Below are 15,971 nucleotides of genomic sequence, written 5' to 3' on the forward strand. Positions count from 1 at the left end.
CCCCTTCCCTTCGTTCGCTCCGGTACGACGACTTGAACGTAGCCGCGCGCCCCGCACGCCGCGATTACCTTCGAGGTAATCGCCGAACGGGCCGCTCAGACTCGACGCGGTCGCTCCCGAAATGAGCCGCCCTCGGCCTGCCCGACCCCAACGACGAGGAAGCCTCGCCCACTGGACCTACGCCGGCCATGGCCACACCCCCGGCGAATCCTGGCTCGCCGCCAACATCCGCCGGGACATAGAGCACAACCGCGAGATCGCCCGCGAAGAACTGCCCGCCTTGCTCGACCTGGAAGGCGCCGCTACATGACCCCCGCCGTCCCCGAGCTGCTGACCGTGCCCGAAGTCATGGCGCGGCTGAAGGTGGGCCGGACCAAGGTGTACGACCTGATCCGTACCCACGCCTCGTGTCCATCAAGGTCGACGGGTGCCGCCGCATCCCTGACCACGCGGTATCCCAAGGTCGCTCAGGCGATCCTCCGGCACAGCCAGATCAGCATGACCATGGATGTCAAAGACCCCCAGCCGATACCGACTGGGGGTCTTTTCGCTGGTGGGGCTAACAGGATTTGAACCTGTGGCCTCATCCTTATCAGGGATGCGCTCTAACCAACTGAGCTATAGCCCCGCCGCGCTCTGCGGTGTGTGTCCCGCGCGCTGACTCCTGAAGATTAGCGCACGACCGCGTCAGTCCCAAAATCGGTTGTCCGGGGGCCGTCGGTACGCCGCTGGTCCGGCGATCACTCGTCCTCCGCGAGGGTCAGCTCGATGCCGCCGACGAAGCCCGCGGACAGGTTGTAGATGAACGCGCCGAGGGTCGCGAGGGCCGTGGCCAGGACGACGTCGATGACCGCGATGATCGTCGTGAAGGTCAGGACGTGGGGGAGGGAAAGGAACGCCTGGAGGTCGAAGCCGTTCGCCTCGTTCGAGCCGGTCGCCTCCGAGATCGTGCCGCCCACCGTCGAGAACACGCCCATCGCGTCCATGACCATCCACAGCACCGCCGAGGCGACGATCGTGCAGATGCCGAACGCGATGGAGAGCAGGAAGCTGACCTTCATCACCGACCACGGGTCGGCCTTGGCCACCCGCAGCCGCGCCTTGCGGGTCCGCGGCGCCGTCCGCACACCCGTACGCGGCTTGCGCACCGCACCCGCGGGGGCCGCCGGATAGGCCTGCGGCGGGTGGTAGGGCCCGTCGGGCTGCTCAGAGCGCCGCTCGCCGGGCAGCGGCGACGCCGACCGCGCCTCACCGGCCGCGCCCGGGCCTCGGGTGTCCGCCACAGTTCCCCCCTGGGACTCCTGCTGGGATTCCTGCGTGCCGGAGGACTCCGCCACGGAAGCCTTCACCGGCTTCAGGTTGGTCGTGTGCGGATCGCTCGCACTCCCCGCACGCGCGGCGGAGCCACGGCCGCCGCCGCCCGTTTCCGTACCCGTGGAGGTACCGGCCGATCCGGCGCCCGTGGCTCCGCTCACGATGACTCACTCCTCGTGCTACTCGGCCGAGGGTGCCTCACCCTCGTCCGTGCCGGTGGTCGCGGCACCCTCGGCGGTCTCGTCCACGGCCACATCGCCGTCGACTTCCTCCGCCTCGCGCCCGGCCTCGGCGTTACGTGCGATACCGACCACGGCATCGCGCTTGCCCAGGTTGATCAGTTGGACGCCCATGGTGTCACGGCCCGTCTCCCTGACCTCGCTGACTCGCGTACGAATCACACCGCCGGAGAGGGTGATCGCGAGGATCTCGTCGTTCTCCTCGACGATCAGCGCGCCGACGAGCGAACCACGGTCCTCCACGATCTTGGCGGCCTTGATGCCGAGGCCGCCGCGACCCTGGACGCGGTACTCGTCGACGGCGGTGCGCTTCGCGTACCCACCGTCGGTGGCAGTGAACACGAACGTACCGGGTCGAACAACATTCATCGAGAGAAGCTCGTCGCTCTCCCGGAAACTCATCCCCTTGACACCGGAGGTGGCGCGGCCCATCGGGCGAAGCGTCTCGTCCGAGGCGGTGAACCGGATCGACTGCGCCTTCTTGCTGATCAGCAGCAGATCGTCGTCGGCCGAGACCAGCTCGGCACCGATCAGCTCGTCGTCCGAACCGTCCTCGCGCTCCCTCAGGTTGATCGCGATGACACCGCCGGAGCGGGGCGAATCGTAATCCTTCAGTGGCGTCTTCTTGACCAGACCGGACTTGGTGCCCAGCACCAGGTACGGCGCCGCCTCGTAGTCCCGGATGGCCAGGATCTCGGCGATCGCCTCGTCCGGCTGGAAGGCGAGCAGGTTCGCCACGTGCTGACCGCGCGCGTCCCGGCCGGCCTCGGGCAGCTCGTACGCCTTCGCCCGGTACACCCGGCCCTTGTTGGTGAAGAACAGCAGCCAGTGGTGCGTGGTGGAGACGAAGAAGTGGTCGACGATGTCGTCTTCCTTCAGCTTCGTGCCGCGCACGCCCTTCCCGCCGCGCTTCTGCGCCCGGTAGTCGTCCGTCTTCGTCCGCTTGACGTAGCCGCCGCGCGTGACGGTGACGACGATGTCCTCCTCGGCGATCAGGTCCTCGATGGACATGTCGCCCTCGTACGGGATCAGCTTGGTCTGGCGGTCGTCGCCGTACTTCTCGACGATCGCGGCCAGCTCTTCGCTGACGATCCCGCGCTGGCGGACCGGCGAGGCGAGGATCTCGTTGTACTCGCTGATCTTCGCCTGGAGTTCGTCGTGCTCCTGGACGATCTTCTGCCGCTCCAGGGCCGCCAGACGGCGCAGCTGCATCTCGAGGATCGCGTTGGCCTGGATCTCGTCGATCTCCAGCAGGTCCATCAGGCCCGTGCGCGCGACGTCGACGGTGTCACTGCGCCGAATCAGCGCGATGACCTCGTCGATGGCGTCCAGGGCCTTCAGCAGACCGCGCAGGATGTGCGCCCGCTCCTCGGCCTTGCGCAGCCGGAACTTCGTCCGGCGGACGATGACCTCGATCTGGTGCGTCACCCAGTGGCGGATGAACGCGTCCAGGGACAGCGTGCGCGGCACACCGTCGACCAGCGCCAGCATGTTGGCGCCGAAGTTCGTCTGCAGGTCGGTGTGCTTGTACAGGTTGTTCAGGACGACCTTGGCGACCGCGTCCCGCTTGAGGACGATCACCAGACGCTGGCCGGTCCGGGACGACGTCTCGTCACGGACGTCCGCGATGCCGCCGATCTTGCCGTCCTTCACCAGGTCGGCGATCTTCTGCGCCAGGTTGTCCGGGTTCACCTGGTACGGCAGCTCGGTCACCACCAGGCACTGGCGGCCCTGGATCTCCTCGACCTCGACCACCGCGCGCATCGTGATGGAGCCGCGCCCGGTCCGGTACGCCTCCTCGATGCCCTTGCGCCCCACGACCAGCGCGCCGGTCGGGAAGTCGGGGCCCTTGATGCGCTCCATGAGCGCGTCCAGCAGCTCCTCGTGGGAGACCTCGGGGTTCTCCAGGTACCACTGGGCGCCGGCCGCGACCTCGCGCAGGTTGTGCGGCGGGATGTTGGTGGCCATGCCGACCGCGATACCGGCCGAGCCGTTGATCAGCAGGTTCGGGAAGCGGGCCGGCAGGACGGTCGGCTCCTGGGAGCGGCCGTCGTAGTTGTCCGTGAAGTCGACGGTCTCCTCGTCGATGTCCCGGACCATCTCCATCGACAGCGGCGCCATCTTGCACTCGGTGTAGCGCATGGCCGCCGCCGGGTCGTTGCCCGGCGAGCCGAAGTTGCCGTTGGAGTCGACCAGCGGCATCCGCATCGACCACGGCTGGGCGAGGCGCACCAGGGCGTCGTAGATGGAGGAGTCACCGTGCGGGTGGTAGTTGCCCATGACGTCGCCGACGACACGGGCGCACTTGTAGAAACCGCGCTCGGGGCGGTAGCCGCCGTCGTACATCGCGTACAGCACGCGGCGGTGGACGGGCTTGAGACCGTCACGGACGTCCGGCAGCGCACGGGACACGATGACGGACATCGCGTAGTCCAGGTACGAGCGCTGCATCTCCGTCTCGAGCCCGACGGGCTCGACACGCATCGCGAGCTCGCCGCCCTCTTCAGGCGTCACGGGGGTGTTCTCGTCGGCCATTGCTGGTGAAGATCCTTCCTGGTGCGGTCAGCTGAGACCGACTCAGATGTCGAGGAAGCGGACGTCCTTGGCGTTGCGCTGGATGAACTGGCGCCGGGCCTCGACGTCCTCGCCCATCAGCACCGAGAACAGGTCGTCGGCCTGGGCGGCGTCGTCCAGGGTGACCTGGCCGAGGACCCGGTGCTCCTGGTCCATCGTGGTCACGCGCAGCTCCTCGGCGTTCATCTCGCCGAGACCCTTGAAGCGCTGGATCGAGTCCTCGCGGACGCGCTTGCCGCGCTGCCGGCCCATCTCGATCAGCGCGTCGCGCTCGCGGTCCGAGTAGGCGTACTCGATGTCGTCCCGGCCCCACTTGATCTTGTACAGCGGAGGACGGGACAGGTACACGTGCCCGGCCTCGACCAGCGGCCGCATGAAGCGGAACAGGAAGGTCAGCAGCAGGGTGCTGATGTGCTGGCCGTCGACGTCGGCGTCCGCCATCAGGATGATCTTGTGGTACCGGAGCTTCTCGATGTCGAAGTCCTCGTGCACACCGGTGCCGAAGGCCGAGATCAGCGCCTGGATCTCCTGGTTCTGCAGGATCTTGTCGATCCTGGCCTTCTCCACGTTGAGGATCTTGCCGCGGATCGGGAGGATCGCCTGGTACTGCGGGTTGCGGCCGGACTTGGCCGAGCCGCCGGCGGAGTCACCCTCGACGATGAAGATCTCGCACTTGGTGGGGTCGTTCGACTGGCAGTCGGAGAGCTTGCCCGGCAGGGACGCCGACTCCAGCAGGCCCTTGCGGCGGGTCAGGTCACGGGCCTTGCGGGCCGCCACGCGCGCGGTGGCCGCCTGGATGCCCTTGCGGATGATGTCCGCGGCCTCGACCGGGTTGCGGTCCAGCCAGTCGTTGAGGTGCTCGTAGACCGCCTTCTGCACGAAGGTCTTGGCCTCCGTGTTGCCCAGCTTGGTCTTCGTCTGGCCCTCGAACTGAGGCTCGCTCAGCTTGACCGAGATGATCGCGGTCAGACCCTCACGGATGTCGTCACCGGTGAGGTTGTCGTCCTTCTCGCGCAGCAGCTTCTTGTCGCGCGCGTACTTGTTGATCAGGCTCGTGAGGGCCGCGCGGAAGCCCTCCTCGTGCGTACCGCCCTCGTGCGTGTGGATGATGTTCGCGAAGGAGTACACGCCCTCGGTGTAGCCGCTGTTCCACTGCATGGCGACCTCGAGGGACAGGCTCTTGTCCTTGTCCTCGGCCTCCAGCGAGACGACGGTGGGGTGCACCGCCTCTCCCTTGCGGGAGTTGAGGTACTTCACGAAGTCGACGATGCCGCCCTCGTAGTGGTACGTGACGGTCTTGACCTCGGCCTTCTCGTCCGCACCCGCCTCGTCCGCACCGCTCGTCGCCTTCGCCGACTCGCGCTCGTCGGTGAGCCGGATCGTCAGGCCCTTGTTGAGGAACGCCATCTCCTGGAAACGCCGCGACAGCGTCTCGAAGGAGTACTCGGTGGTCTCGAAGATCTCCGGGTCGGCCCAGAAGGTGACCGACGTGCCGGTCTCCTCCGTCGCCTCGTGCTGGACCAGCGGAGCCGTCGGAACGCCCATCTTGTAGTCCTGCGTCCAGCGGTGGCCGTCGGTCTTCACCTCGACGGCGACCTTCGTGGACAGCGCGTTCACGACGGACACACCGACACCGTGCAGACCGCCGGAGACGGCGTACCCGCCGCCGCCGAACTTGCCGCCCGCGTGCAGCACGGTCAGCACGACCTCGACGGCCGGCTTGCCCTCGGAGGGCACGATGCCCACCGGGATGCCACGGCCGTTGTCGACGACGCGCACACCGCCGTCGGCGAGGATCGTCACGTCGATGGTGTCGGCGTAGCCGGCCAGCGCCTCGTCGACCGAGTTGTCGACGACCTCGTACACCAGGTGGTGCAGACCGCGCTCGCCCGTGGAGCCGATGTACATGCCGGGCCGCTTGCGGACCGCGTCCAGCCCTTCGAGCACGGTGATGGCGCTGGCGTCGTACGAGGCCGAGGCGGTGACCTCGGCGCTCACGCCTGCGTCGGTGGACGGGATGTTCTCGTTGGGGTTGCCGGAATCGGCCACGAAGCGCCCTTTCTGGCACAGCACGAGCCGGGCTCGTCGGCGGATTGCCGGAGCGGCTGCGGCATGTTGCGTTGGTAAGCCTTGATCAGCGTTGCTCAGCTTTTCCCGGGCGGTCCCCACGTTGGGGCGGGATTGTCTTCCAGTCTACCGGTAGCACTGACATCGATGGGGGTTTGCCGGTACCTGAGTCCCCATGTGCCGCCCTCAACCGGTCTCGGCCGGGTCCCGATATACGGAAGGGGGCTCCAAGCGGCTCACAGCGGCACTCAGAGCTTTGAGCCGTCAACCCTTGGCTACTGGGGGGTCAGATGGCGGTCCGCAGCCCGTCCGGGCGCGGTACGGCGGTGATCGACACCGGTGCGCGCGCATGTGACGGGACGCCGGGACGGCCTCCCGACGTGAGGTAGATCACCCGTAGGTATCGCCGGGTCCGGTACTCCCGGGGGCCCGCAGCGGGCCGTAGCGCCGGGTCTGACCGCCCGGATTCAGCACCTTGATCATCCGTACGCTGCCGTGCCCGAGGTCCTCGTTGATCCGCGCCACCAGCGTCGGCGCGAGCACCCGCAGCTGGGTCGCCCAGGCCGTCGAGTCGCACTGCACGGTCAGGACCCGCTCGTCCTCGTCGTACCGCTGCGGCACACAGTGCTTGGCCAGGTCCTCGCCGACGATCTGCGGCCAGCGGCCCATCACCCCGCCCACCGCGGCCGGCGTCTCCCAGCCGCGCTCGGTGATCAGCCGGTTGATCGCCGAGCCCAGTGCCATCGGATCGCGGCCGTCGGCGCGCGCGCCGGAGCGCAGACCGCCGCCCCGCCGCGCCTGCTTCTTCTGCCGGGCCGCGTCCCCACGTGCGCGTGCCTGCTCCTTCGCGGCGCGCAACGCAACGCGCGCGAGGTCGACACCGGAGGGCTCGTTCTTCTTCGGCGCCTTCGCGGCCTTGGGGGTCTTAGGGGTGGGGTCCTCGCTGCTCATACGCGCTCCACCGCCCCGTCGGCCACCGCGTACCGGGCGCCGGCCAGCACATGCGGTACGTCGTCGTCCACGGCGGCCGTGACCAGCACCTGTTCGCCGGGCGCGACCAGCTCCGCCAGCCGTTCCCGGCGGCGGGCGTCCAGCTCGGCGAAGACGTCGTCCAGGATCAGCACCGGCTCGTTGCCCTCGGCGCGCAGCAGGTCGTAGGAGGCCAGCCGCAGGGCGAGGGCGTAGGACCAGGACTCGCCGTGCGAGGCGTACCCCTTGGCGGGCAGCTGGCCGAGCTTGAGGACCAGATCGTCCCGGTGCGGGCCGACGAGGGTGACACCCCGCTCGATCTCCTGCTTGCGGCCCTCGGCCAGCGCCGCCACCAGCTGGGCGTACAGCTCTTCGCGCGTGTGCGCCTCACCGGGAGCCGACGGCCTGTACTCCAGCGCGACCGGCCCGCCGCCGGGGGCCAGCTGCTCGTAGGCCTTGTCGGCGAGCGGCTGCAAGGCGGCGATGAGATCGATCCGCTGGGCGAGCAGCTCGGCGCCCGTGCGCGCGAGATGCTGGTCCCAGACGTCGAGCGTGGACAGGTCCATGGACCGCCCGCCGTGCCGGCGCGCCAGGGCGGCCGTCTTCAGCAGGGTGTTGCGCTGCTTGAGCACCCGCTCGTAGTCGGAGCGCACGCCCGCCATCCGCGGGGACCGCGCGGTGATCAGCTCGTCCAGGAACCGCCGCCGCTCGCCCGGGTCGCCTTTGACGAGGGCGAGGTCCTCGGGCGCGAACAGCACGGTCCGTACGATCCCCAGCACGTCCCGCGGCCTGACCTGCGAGGACCGGTTGATGCGGGCCCGGTTGGCCCTGCCCGGGTTCAGCTCCAGCTCGATCAGCTGCTGCCGGTCGCCCTGCCGGACCTGTGCCCGGACGACGGCCCGCTCGGCGCCCATGCGCACCAGGGGCGCGTCGGAGGCGACCCGGTGGCTGCCGAGGGTCGCCAGATAGCCGACCGCCTCCACGAGGTTGGTCTTGCCCTGCCCGTTGGGGCCGACGAAGGCGGTGACGCCCGGGTCGAGCGGGACCTCGGCCCGGGCGTACGAGCGGAAGTCGGCCAGCGAAAGATGCGTGACGTGCATGGTCGTCCGCCGACCTCCCTGCTTGTCTCAGGCCTGCTGCCGCGGCCTACTTCTTCTCTACGGCGTGCCCGCCGAACTGGTTGCGCAGCGCGGCGATCATCTTCATCTGCGGCGAGTCCTCCTGGCGGGAGGCGAACCGCGCGAACAGCGACGCGGTGATCGCCGGCAGCGGCACCGCGTTGTCGATGGCGGCCTCCACAGTCCAGCGTCCCTCACCGGAGTCCTGTGCATAACCGCGCAGGCCCTCCAGGTGCTCGTCCTCGTCGAGGGCGTTCACCGCGAGGTCCAGCAGCCAGGACCGGATGACCGTGCCCTCCTGCCAGGACCGGAACACCTCGCGGACGTCCGTGACGGAGTCGACCTTCTCCAGCAGCTCCCAGCCCTCGGCGTAGGCCTGCATCATGGCGTACTCGATGCCGTTGTGGACCATCTTCGCGAAGTGCCCCGCGCCGACCTTGCCGGCGTGGACCGCACCGAAGTCGCCCTCCGGCTTCAGCGCGTCGAAGACCGGCTGCACCTTGGCGACGTGCTCGGCGTCGCCGCCGTACATGAGCGCGTACCCGTTCTCCAGGCCCCAGACGCCGCCGGAGACGCCGCAGTCCACGAAGCCTATGCCCTTGGCGGCCAGCTCCTCGGCGTGCCTCTCGTCGTCCGTCCAGCGGGAGTTGCCGCCGTCCACGACGACGTCGCCGGGCTCCAGCAGCTCGGCGAGCCGGTCGATGGTCGACTGCGTGGGCTCGCCGGCCGGGACCATCACCCAGACCACGCGCGGGCCGCTGAGCTTGCCCACAAGCTCTTCCAGGCTGTGGACATCCGCGACGTCCGCGTTGCGGTCGTATCCGATGACGGTGTGGCCCGCGCGGCGGATCCGCTCGCGCATGTTGCCGCCCATCTTGCCGAGGCCGACGAGACCGAGCTCCATCAGTTGTGTTCCTTAGGTCGCTGTGTGGCGTATGGGGCACCTTCGTGCCGAGCCGAGCCTAGACCCGACCCCTCCCGCACAGTTGTGGGCATACGCGCTCACCTGCGGAAACCCAGGGCACCCACTCCGCCTGGCCACGCTGCCGGGTACCCACAGGAGGCCCCGGCACCGTGCACAGCTGTGGACGACGATCAGCCGCTGAGCCGCACCGGCATGATCAGGTACTTGTACGCGTCGTCGGCCTCGGCATCCACCGCCGGCTTGCCGCTCAGCAGCGCCGGCTTGGTGGACGTGGTGAACGACAGCTGGGCCACCGGGGAGTCGATCGCGCTCAGACCGTCCAGCAGGAACGTCGGGTTGAAGGCGATCGAGATGTCGTCGCCCTCCAGCTGCGCGTCGACCCTTTCCACAGCCTGTGCGTCGTCGCTCGACCCGGCCTCCAGGATCAGCACGCCCTGCTCGAAGCTCAGCCGCACCGGTGTGTTCCGCTCGGCCACCAGCGCCACACGCTTGACGGCCTCGACGAACGGCGCGGTCTCGATCACCGCGACGGAGTTGAACTCGGTCGGGAACAGCGTCCGGTACTTCGGCAGGTCGCCCTCGAGCAGCCGGGTGGTCGTACGACGGCCCGCACCCTCGAAACCGATCAGGCCCTCACCGGCACCGGAGCCGGACAGCGCCAGCGTGACGCTGTCGCCCGCGCCCAGCGACTTCGCGGTGTCCAGCAGCGTCTTGGCGGGGACCAGGGCGACGGCGGAAGCGTCCGGGTTCTCCGGCTTCCACAGGAACTCGCGGACCGCGAAGCGGTAGCGGTCGGTGGAGGCCAGGGTGACCGTGTCGCCCTCGATCTCGATGCGCACACCGGTGAGCACCGGGAGCGTGTCGTCACGGCCGGCCGCGATGGCCACCTGGGAGACGGCGGCGGCGAAGACCTCGCCGGGGACGGTGCCGGTCGCGTTCGGCATCTGCGGCAGCGCCGGGTACTCCTCCACCGGCAGGGTGTGCAGGGTGAACCGGGAGGATCCACAGACCACGGTCGCCCGTACACCGTCTGTGGAAATCTCCACCGGCCGGTTGGGGAGCGCGCGGGAGATGTCGGCGAGCAGGCGGCCGGAGACGAGGACGGTGCCCTCCTCCTCGACCTCCGCCTCGACGCTGACGCGCGCGGAGACCTCGTAGTCGAAGCTCGACAGGCTCAGCTGGCCGTCCTCGGCCTTCAGCAGCAGGCCGGCGAGGACAGGCGCCGGCGGACGGGCCGGGAGGCTGCGTGCCGCCCACGCCACTGCCTCCGCGAGTACGTCGCGTTCCACCCGGATCTTCACCGTAAGCCGCCTCCTGCTGTTGCTACTGAGTCCTCCGACTCGGTGTCACCGCCCACTGCGAAGGGAAGGACACCGGGGACCAGTCTGACGCACCCCACTGACAGTAGGTGCCCGTCGGGGTCAAGTCGGTCCGAGGGGCAGCCGGGCGCGAGACGGCGAGTTGTGCACAGCCCCCGCTTCAAAGCGATTGCCGAGCTCTCTCTAGTTGGGAGTAGTAGTAGGGCCTGTGGATACCGTGGATAACCACGTTTGCCCAGCTCAGCACAGGTTTTTTATCCACCGGTCCTGTGGGTGGAGGCGGTGGACAACTGGGGCTGTCTGTGGAGAACAGAAAGTTCTGCACACTCCGCCCACAGGCTGAGGGCAGTTCTCCCCAGCTGTGTCCCCAGGAATACCCACGTTACCCACACCCCAACCCGGCAGCTTCCTGTGACGCCTTTCACTCGACGCGGTGACGGGGTGCGCCGCGTTGCCGAACAGTGGACAGCGCTGTGGAGAAGCCGGGGATCGCTGGGGACAACCGCCCTCAGCCTGTGGGTGAGCGGTGGACAACTCCGTGCACAGGCTGTGGATCTTCGAGTTGTCCACAGTCTGTGGAGATCGTTCGTCCACGATTCCACAGGCCTCTGAGCTGGGCGGAAGCCGTGGGACCAGCTTCCCTGTGGACGCAGTTCGGGACAACTCCGCAGTCCCCAGGATGTGGACGGAAGAAAGTCACCGAATCTGTGGAGAGTGGCCGTAACCAGGCAATTAATCGAACACCGGATGACGGACGAGGAACGCTGCACACCCCGCGTGAACCCGGCCGCAGCTGCCGCAGCCGTGTCGTCGGGGCGGCGCCCACCGGTCTGCGCCGACGCCCGGCACACGAAAGGGCGCCCTGGGGACGTGGTTGTCCCCAGGGCGCCCTCGGCGCCGCCGTACGGCCCGTGTCAGCCGTTCTTGATGCGGTTGGTCAGCTCGGTGACCTGGTTGTAGATCGAGCGCCGCTCGGCCATCAGCGCGCGGATCTTGCGGTCGGCGTGCATGACGGTCGTGTGGTCACGGCCGCCGAACTGCGCGCCGATCTTCGGCAGCGACAGATCCGTCAGCTCCCGGCACAGGTACATCGCGATCTGCCGGGCCGTGACCAGCTGGCGGCCGCGCGAGCTGCCGCACAGATCCTCGACCGTGAGCCCGAAGTAGTCCGCCGTCGCCGCCATGATGGCCGTCGCCGTGATCTCCGGCGTCGAGTCCTCACCGCCGGGGATCAGGTCCTTCAGGACGATCTCGGTCAGGCCCAGGTCCACCGGCTGCCGGTTGAGCGAGGCGAACGCCGTCACCCGGATCAGCGCGCCCTCCAGCTCGCGGATGTTCCGCGAGATCCGGGAGGCGATGAACTCCAGCACCTCCGGCGGGGCGTTGAGCTGCTCCTGGACCGCCTTCTTCCGGAGGATCGCGATACGCGTCTCCAGTTCCGGCGGCTGGACGTCGGTGATCAGGCCCCACTCGAAACGGTTCCGCAGCCGGTCCTCCAGCGTGACCAGCTGCTTGGGCGGCCGGTCGCTGGAGAGCACGATCTGCTTGTTGGCGTTGTGGAGCGTGTTGAAGGTGTGGAAGAACTCCTCCTGCGTCGACTCCTTGTCCGCCAGGAACTGGATGTCGTCGACGAGCAGGATGTCCATCTCGCGGTAGCGCTTGCGGAAGCTGTCGCCCTTGCCGTCGCGGATGGAGTTGATGAACTCGTTGGTGAACTCCTCCGAGCTGACGTACCGCACCCGCGTGCCCGGGTACAGGCTGCGCGCGTAGTGCCCGATCGCGTGCAGCAGGTGCGTCTTGCCGAGTCCCGACTCCCCGTAGATGAACAGGGGGTTGTACGCCTTCGCGGGTGCCTCGGCGACCGCGACCGCCGCCGCGTGCGCGAAGCGGTTGGAGGCGCCGATGACGAACGTGTCGAAGAGGTACTTCGGGTTCAGGCGCGCGGTCGGCTCACCGGGGCCGCTCGCCGGTGCCGGCTGCGCGGCCAGCGGACCGGGGGCACCGGTGGGGGGCACGTCCGGGCGGCCGGGGCCGCCGCGGTGCGCCGGCGGCTCGGGCCGCTCACGGCGGACCGGGTCCCGCTGGTCATATTCGGTCCGGGACGGGTCGTACTCCCCGCGCCCGGTGTCGTAGTCCGGGCGGGACGGTTCGTACTCCGCGCGCGGGCCGTCGTACTCGCCGCGCTGCTGCTCGTACGGCGGCCGGTCCACGCCCTGCGGGCGGTAGTCCTGGGCCGGTGAGCCGTACGCGTCGGCGCCCGAGCCGTAGCCGTCCTGGGACGACGGGGAGGCGTACGGATCCCGCTCGGGGAAGCCGAGCCGGGGCTGCTGCCAGCCGTAGTCGTCCTGCCCGGGGCGCGGCCAGGCGCCGGGCTCGGGGCGGTGGTACTCGGACGGGTAGGCCGGGCGGACGGTCGGGAGCTGATCCGGGCGGGCCGGCGGGTGCTCGGTGCGCGGCTCGGTGCCCGGGAGCTGCTCGGCACCGCGGTGGCGGCCGTAGCCCTCGTACGGTCCGGAGGGCAGCTCCGGCTCCTCGTAGCGCGGCTTCGGGCTCTGCGGGGCGGGGGGCGCCGCGGGAGCCGGCGGTTCGCCCGCCGAGTCGTCCACGGTGATCGCGATCCGGATGGGACGGCCGCACTCACGGCTCAGGGTCTCGCTGACGATCGGCGCGAGACGGCCCTCCAGTACGCCCTTCGCGAATTCGTTCGGTACGGCGAGCAGGGCGGTGTCCGCGACCAGCGCGAGCGGCTGGCAGCGGCGGATCCAGTGCTCGTCCTTCGCCTCCACACCCTGTCCGCGGCCCTCGCCGAGGAGCTGCTCCAGTACTCGTGGCCACACTGCGGCAAGATCGGCAGGTACGTCAGCCACAGGGCACGCTCTCTCACGAGTCCCACGAACGTGTGGTCCGGGGACGGGTCGGGATGGAATCCGGGTGGGTGGTCGGGGCGGTCCCGCTCGGGCGGGGCACAAGGGAACGAATCGGAGTCCAGCCACGGTAGTCAGCGCGGCGGGTACGGTTCAAGTTGTTGTCCCCAGCCTGTGGACAGTGTCTCTCGGTGACCCCTGGTTTGACCGAATGGCGCAGCCCCGCGTACCGTAACCAGGTCGAGTTGTCGATGGCTGCTGCCGCCTGCCTCCGATGGGCACAGATCACTTCGGGTGATCGGGAAGCGGTGCACTCGGGCGTGAAGCGAGCTACTCGTGGGCGCACGGTGACAGCCAGGACGGCACCCCGCCACTACCGATTTCTTCTGGAGCCCCCGAGTGAGCAAGCGCACCTTCCAGCCGAACAACCGTCGTCGCGCGAAGACCCACGGCTTCCGGCTGCGTATGCGCACCCGTGCCGGCCGCGCGATCCTCGCGTCCCGCCGTAGCAAGGGTCGCGCCCGCCTGTCCGCCTGATCCCGATCAGGTCATGACGTCGTGCTGCCCACCGAGAACCGGCTGAGGCGGCGCGAGGACTTCGCGACCGCTGTACGACGAGGTCGTCGGGCCGGACGCCCGACTCTCGTCGTCCACCTTCGTAGCGGTGCCACGGACCCGCACGCGCCTGGGGAGAGCGCTCCCCCGACGCGTGCGGGTTTCGTCGTGAGCAAGGCCGTGGGTGGCGCGGTCGTGCGCAACACAGTGAAGCGCAGACTGCGCCATCTGATGCGTGACCGAGTCGCCCTGTTTCCCCCCGGTAGCCTGGTAGTCGTACGAGCGCTGCCCGGAGCGGGCGACGCAGACCACGCACAGCTGGCCCGAGACCTGGATGCCGCCCTACAGCGGCTGCTGGGAGGGGGCGCGCGATGAAGTACCCGCTGCTGGCTCTTATCAAGCTGTACCAGTGGACGATCAGTCCGCTGCTCGGGCCGGTGTGCAAGTACTACCCGTCGTGCTCCCACTACGGCTATACGGCCATCGACCGGCACGGTGCGATCAAGGGAACGGCACTCACCGCCTGGCGCATCCTCCGGTGCAATCCGTGGTCGCTCGGCGGTGTGGACCATGTTCCGCCGCGTAAGCGCCCGCGGTGGCACGAAATGCTGCGCAACGCGTGGCGCGCACGCAAGGCGGGGCCCTCCGCCGCCGAACCGGCCACCGAAGCGAAGCTTGTTCGCGAGTCTCCTTCGAGCCCGGCCGCAGAGACCTCGTCCCATGCCCAAGGAGCATGATTAGTGGACACGATTGCCAGCCTCTTCAGCTTCATCACGACACCCGTCTCCTGGGTCATCGTCCAGTTCCACAAGGTGTACGGCGCGATCTTCGGTCCGAACACCGGATGGGCCTGGGGCCTGTCCATCGTGTCCCTGGTGATTCTGATCCGCATCTGCCTGATCCCGCTCTTCGTGAAGCAGATCAAGTCGACGCGCGCGATGCAGACGCTCCAGCCGGAGATGAAGAAGATCCAGGAGCGCTACAAGAACGACCGGCAGCGCCAGTCCGAAGAGATGATGAAGCTGTACAAGGAGACGGGCACCAACCCGCTCTCCTCGTGCCTTCCCATCCTGGCGCAGTCCCCGTTCTTCTTCGCCCTGTACCACGTGCTCAACGGCATCGCGACGGGCAAGACCATCGGTGTCATCAACGAGCCGCTGCTCGCCAGCGCCCGTAAGGCGCACATCTTCGGTGCTCCGCTCGCCGCCAAGTTCATGGACAGCTCGGACAAGGTCGCGGCGCTGGGTGCCACGCTGACCGACGTCCGGGTCGTGACCGCGGTCATGATCGTCATGATGTCGTTCTCGCAGTTCTACACGCAGCGCCAGCTGATGACGAAGAACGTCGACACGACGGTCAAGACGCCGTTCATGCAGCAGCAGAAGATGCTGATGTACGTCTTCCCGGTCATGTTCGCCGTCTTCGGCATCAACTTCCCGGTCGGTGTCCTCGTCTACTGGCTGACCACCAACGTGTGGACCATGGGCCAGCAGATGTACGTCATCCACAACAACCCGACCCCGGGTTCCAAGGCCCAGGCCGCCTACCTGGAGCGCCTGACCAAGCACGTCACGCAGCACGGCAAGGTCCGCCGGCGCAGCGAGAAGGTCATCGTCAAGGCGATCGTGGCCAAGGGCCGCGACCGCAACGAGTTCGAGCGCAAGTTCATCAACGCGCTGAACAAGGCCGGCCTCGCCGCCCAGGCCGACGGCTCGGTGACGCACAGCACGACCCAGGCCGCGGCCCAGACCGAGGAGGGCGCGGTCGCCGGCACCGCCACGGCCACCGCCGTACGGCGCCAGCAGCCCAAGCGTCAGTCCAAGTCCCAGCGTCAGTCGGGTACGGCCAAGCAGGCGGAGGACTCCCCGTCGCTGGAGAAGTCCGAGCCGCAGGACGCCAAGCCCGCCGCTGCCAAGCAGCCCCAGAAGCCCGGCTCGGGCACCCGCAGCAAGGCCCAGTCCGGCCAGCGCAAGGGTGGACCGCAGCGGCCCAAGTCCCCGTCCAAGAAGTAAGAAGGAGCCCATCCC

The 15,971-nt window shown here is 68.7% G+C and carries 12 protein-coding genes, 1 tRNA gene and 2 pseudogenes; 6 read left to right on the top strand and 9 right to left on the bottom strand.

Annotation, left to right across the window (positions count from 1 at the left end):
* Nucleotides 1–125 precede the first annotated feature (125 nt).
* Nucleotides 126–310, top strand: a pseudogene (locus ACIP4Y_RS22940) (replication initiation protein); the annotation flags it as partial.
* A pseudogene (locus ACIP4Y_RS22945) lies at nt 307–455 on the top strand (helix-turn-helix domain-containing protein); the annotation flags it as partial. The pseudogenes ACIP4Y_RS22940 and ACIP4Y_RS22945, both read left to right, overlap by 4 nt.
* A 96-nt stretch (nt 456–551) precedes the next feature.
* Here the strand turns inward: ACIP4Y_RS22945 and ACIP4Y_RS22950 are convergent.
* The 9 genes from ACIP4Y_RS22950 to dnaA form a co-directional block, all read right to left on the bottom strand.
* Nucleotides 552–628, bottom strand: a tRNA-Ile gene (locus ACIP4Y_RS22950).
* A 112-nt stretch (nt 629–740) separates the two neighbouring features.
* On the bottom strand, nt 741–1,475 hold the full coding sequence (locus tag ACIP4Y_RS22955; RefSeq protein ID WP_401396455.1) for a DUF3566 domain-containing protein: 735 nt from the start codon (nt 1,473–1,475) through the stop codon (nt 741–743).
* A gap of 18 nt (nt 1,476–1,493) precedes the next feature.
* Nucleotides 1,494–4,088 carry a DNA gyrase subunit A gene (gyrA, locus tag ACIP4Y_RS22960; protein ID WP_358635797.1) on the bottom strand — a complete coding sequence of 865 codons (2,595 nt, stop codon included), beginning with the start codon at nt 4,086–4,088 and terminating at the stop codon, nt 1,494–1,496.
* A gap of 42 nt (nt 4,089–4,130) precedes the next feature.
* A complete protein-coding gene (gene gyrB / locus ACIP4Y_RS22965) occupies nt 4,131–6,200 on the bottom strand; it encodes a DNA topoisomerase (ATP-hydrolyzing) subunit B (RefSeq protein WP_401396459.1) in 2,070 nt (689 codons plus the stop codon).
* A gap of 384 nt (nt 6,201–6,584) precedes the next feature.
* Nucleotides 6,585–7,145, bottom strand: a complete 561-nt coding sequence (locus ACIP4Y_RS22970; RefSeq protein WP_401396462.1) for a DUF721 domain-containing protein — start codon at nt 7,143–7,145, stop codon at nt 6,585–6,587.
* Nucleotides 7,142–8,263 (bottom strand): DNA replication/repair protein RecF, encoded by a 1,122-nt coding sequence (gene recF / locus ACIP4Y_RS22975; RefSeq protein WP_401396465.1) that lies wholly within the window; start codon nt 8,261–8,263, stop codon nt 7,142–7,144. The genes ACIP4Y_RS22970 and recF overlap by 4 nt, the downstream gene beginning before the upstream one ends.
* A gap of 46 nt (nt 8,264–8,309) precedes the next feature.
* Nucleotides 8,310–9,185, bottom strand: a complete 876-nt coding sequence (gnd, locus tag ACIP4Y_RS22980; RefSeq protein ID WP_358635789.1) for a phosphogluconate dehydrogenase (NAD(+)-dependent, decarboxylating) — start codon at nt 9,183–9,185, stop codon at nt 8,310–8,312.
* A gap of 191 nt (nt 9,186–9,376) precedes the next feature.
* Nucleotides 9,377–10,507: a DNA polymerase III subunit beta gene (dnaN, locus tag ACIP4Y_RS22985; RefSeq protein WP_351601089.1), complete on the bottom strand. Its 1,131-nt coding sequence runs from the start codon at nt 10,505–10,507 to the stop codon at nt 9,377–9,379.
* Between the two features lie 932 nt (nt 10,508–11,439).
* The gene (dnaA, locus tag ACIP4Y_RS22990; RefSeq protein ID WP_401396470.1) at nt 11,440–13,392 is read right to left on the bottom strand and encodes a chromosomal replication initiator protein DnaA; all 1,953 of its coding nucleotides are present in this window, start codon (nt 13,390–13,392) and stop codon (nt 11,440–11,442) included.
* Between the two features lie 396 nt (nt 13,393–13,788).
* Between dnaA and rpmH the strand changes: the two genes are divergently transcribed.
* From rpmH to yidC, 4 genes are read left to right on the top strand one after another with little or no spacing between them, the layout of a single operon-like run.
* Complete coding sequence (rpmH, locus tag ACIP4Y_RS22995; protein WP_003956500.1) at nt 13,789–13,926, top strand: 50S ribosomal protein L34; 138 nt, start codon at nt 13,789–13,791, stop codon at nt 13,924–13,926.
* Nucleotides 13,927–13,947: 21 nt separating this feature from the next.
* Nucleotides 13,948–14,319, top strand: coding sequence for a ribonuclease P protein component (rnpA, locus tag ACIP4Y_RS23000; protein WP_078611778.1), 372 nt, complete (start codon nt 13,948–13,950; stop codon nt 14,317–14,319).
* Nucleotides 14,316–14,681 (top strand): membrane protein insertion efficiency factor YidD, encoded by a 366-nt coding sequence (gene yidD / locus ACIP4Y_RS23005; protein WP_358635784.1) that lies wholly within the window; start codon nt 14,316–14,318, stop codon nt 14,679–14,681. The genes rnpA and yidD overlap by 4 nt, the downstream gene beginning before the upstream one ends.
* Before the next feature lie 3 nt (nt 14,682–14,684).
* A complete protein-coding gene (yidC, locus tag ACIP4Y_RS23010) occupies nt 14,685–15,956 on the top strand; it encodes a membrane protein insertase YidC (protein WP_358635782.1) in 1,272 nt (423 codons plus the stop codon).
* Nucleotides 15,957–15,971 lie beyond the last annotated feature (15 nt).

Origin of the sequence: Streptomyces sp. NPDC088810 (genome assembly GCF_044750305.1) — a bacterium.
In the GTDB taxonomy this organism is placed as follows: domain Bacteria; phylum Actinomycetota; class Actinomycetes; order Streptomycetales; family Streptomycetaceae; genus Streptomyces.

What these genes read in the sequence shown, in the direction of transcription:
- gnd (WP_358635789.1), bottom strand. Translation starts at nt 9,185, where the DNA reads ATGGAGCTCGGTCTCGTCGGCCTCGGCAAGATGGGCGGCAACATGCGC.
- ACIP4Y_RS22970 (WP_401396462.1), bottom strand. Translation starts at nt 7,145, where the DNA reads ATGAGCAGCGAGGACCCCACCCCTAAGACCCCCAAGGCCGCGAAGGCG.
- yidD (WP_358635784.1), top strand. Translation starts at nt 14,316, where the DNA reads ATGAAGTACCCGCTGCTGGCTCTTATCAAGCTGTACCAGTGGACGATC.
- gyrA (WP_358635797.1), bottom strand. Translation starts at nt 4,088, where the DNA reads ATGGCCGACGAGAACACCCCCGTGACGCCTGAAGAGGGCGGCGAGCTC.
- recF (WP_401396465.1), bottom strand. Translation starts at nt 8,263, where the DNA reads ATGCACGTCACGCATCTTTCGCTGGCCGACTTCCGCTCGTACGCCCGG.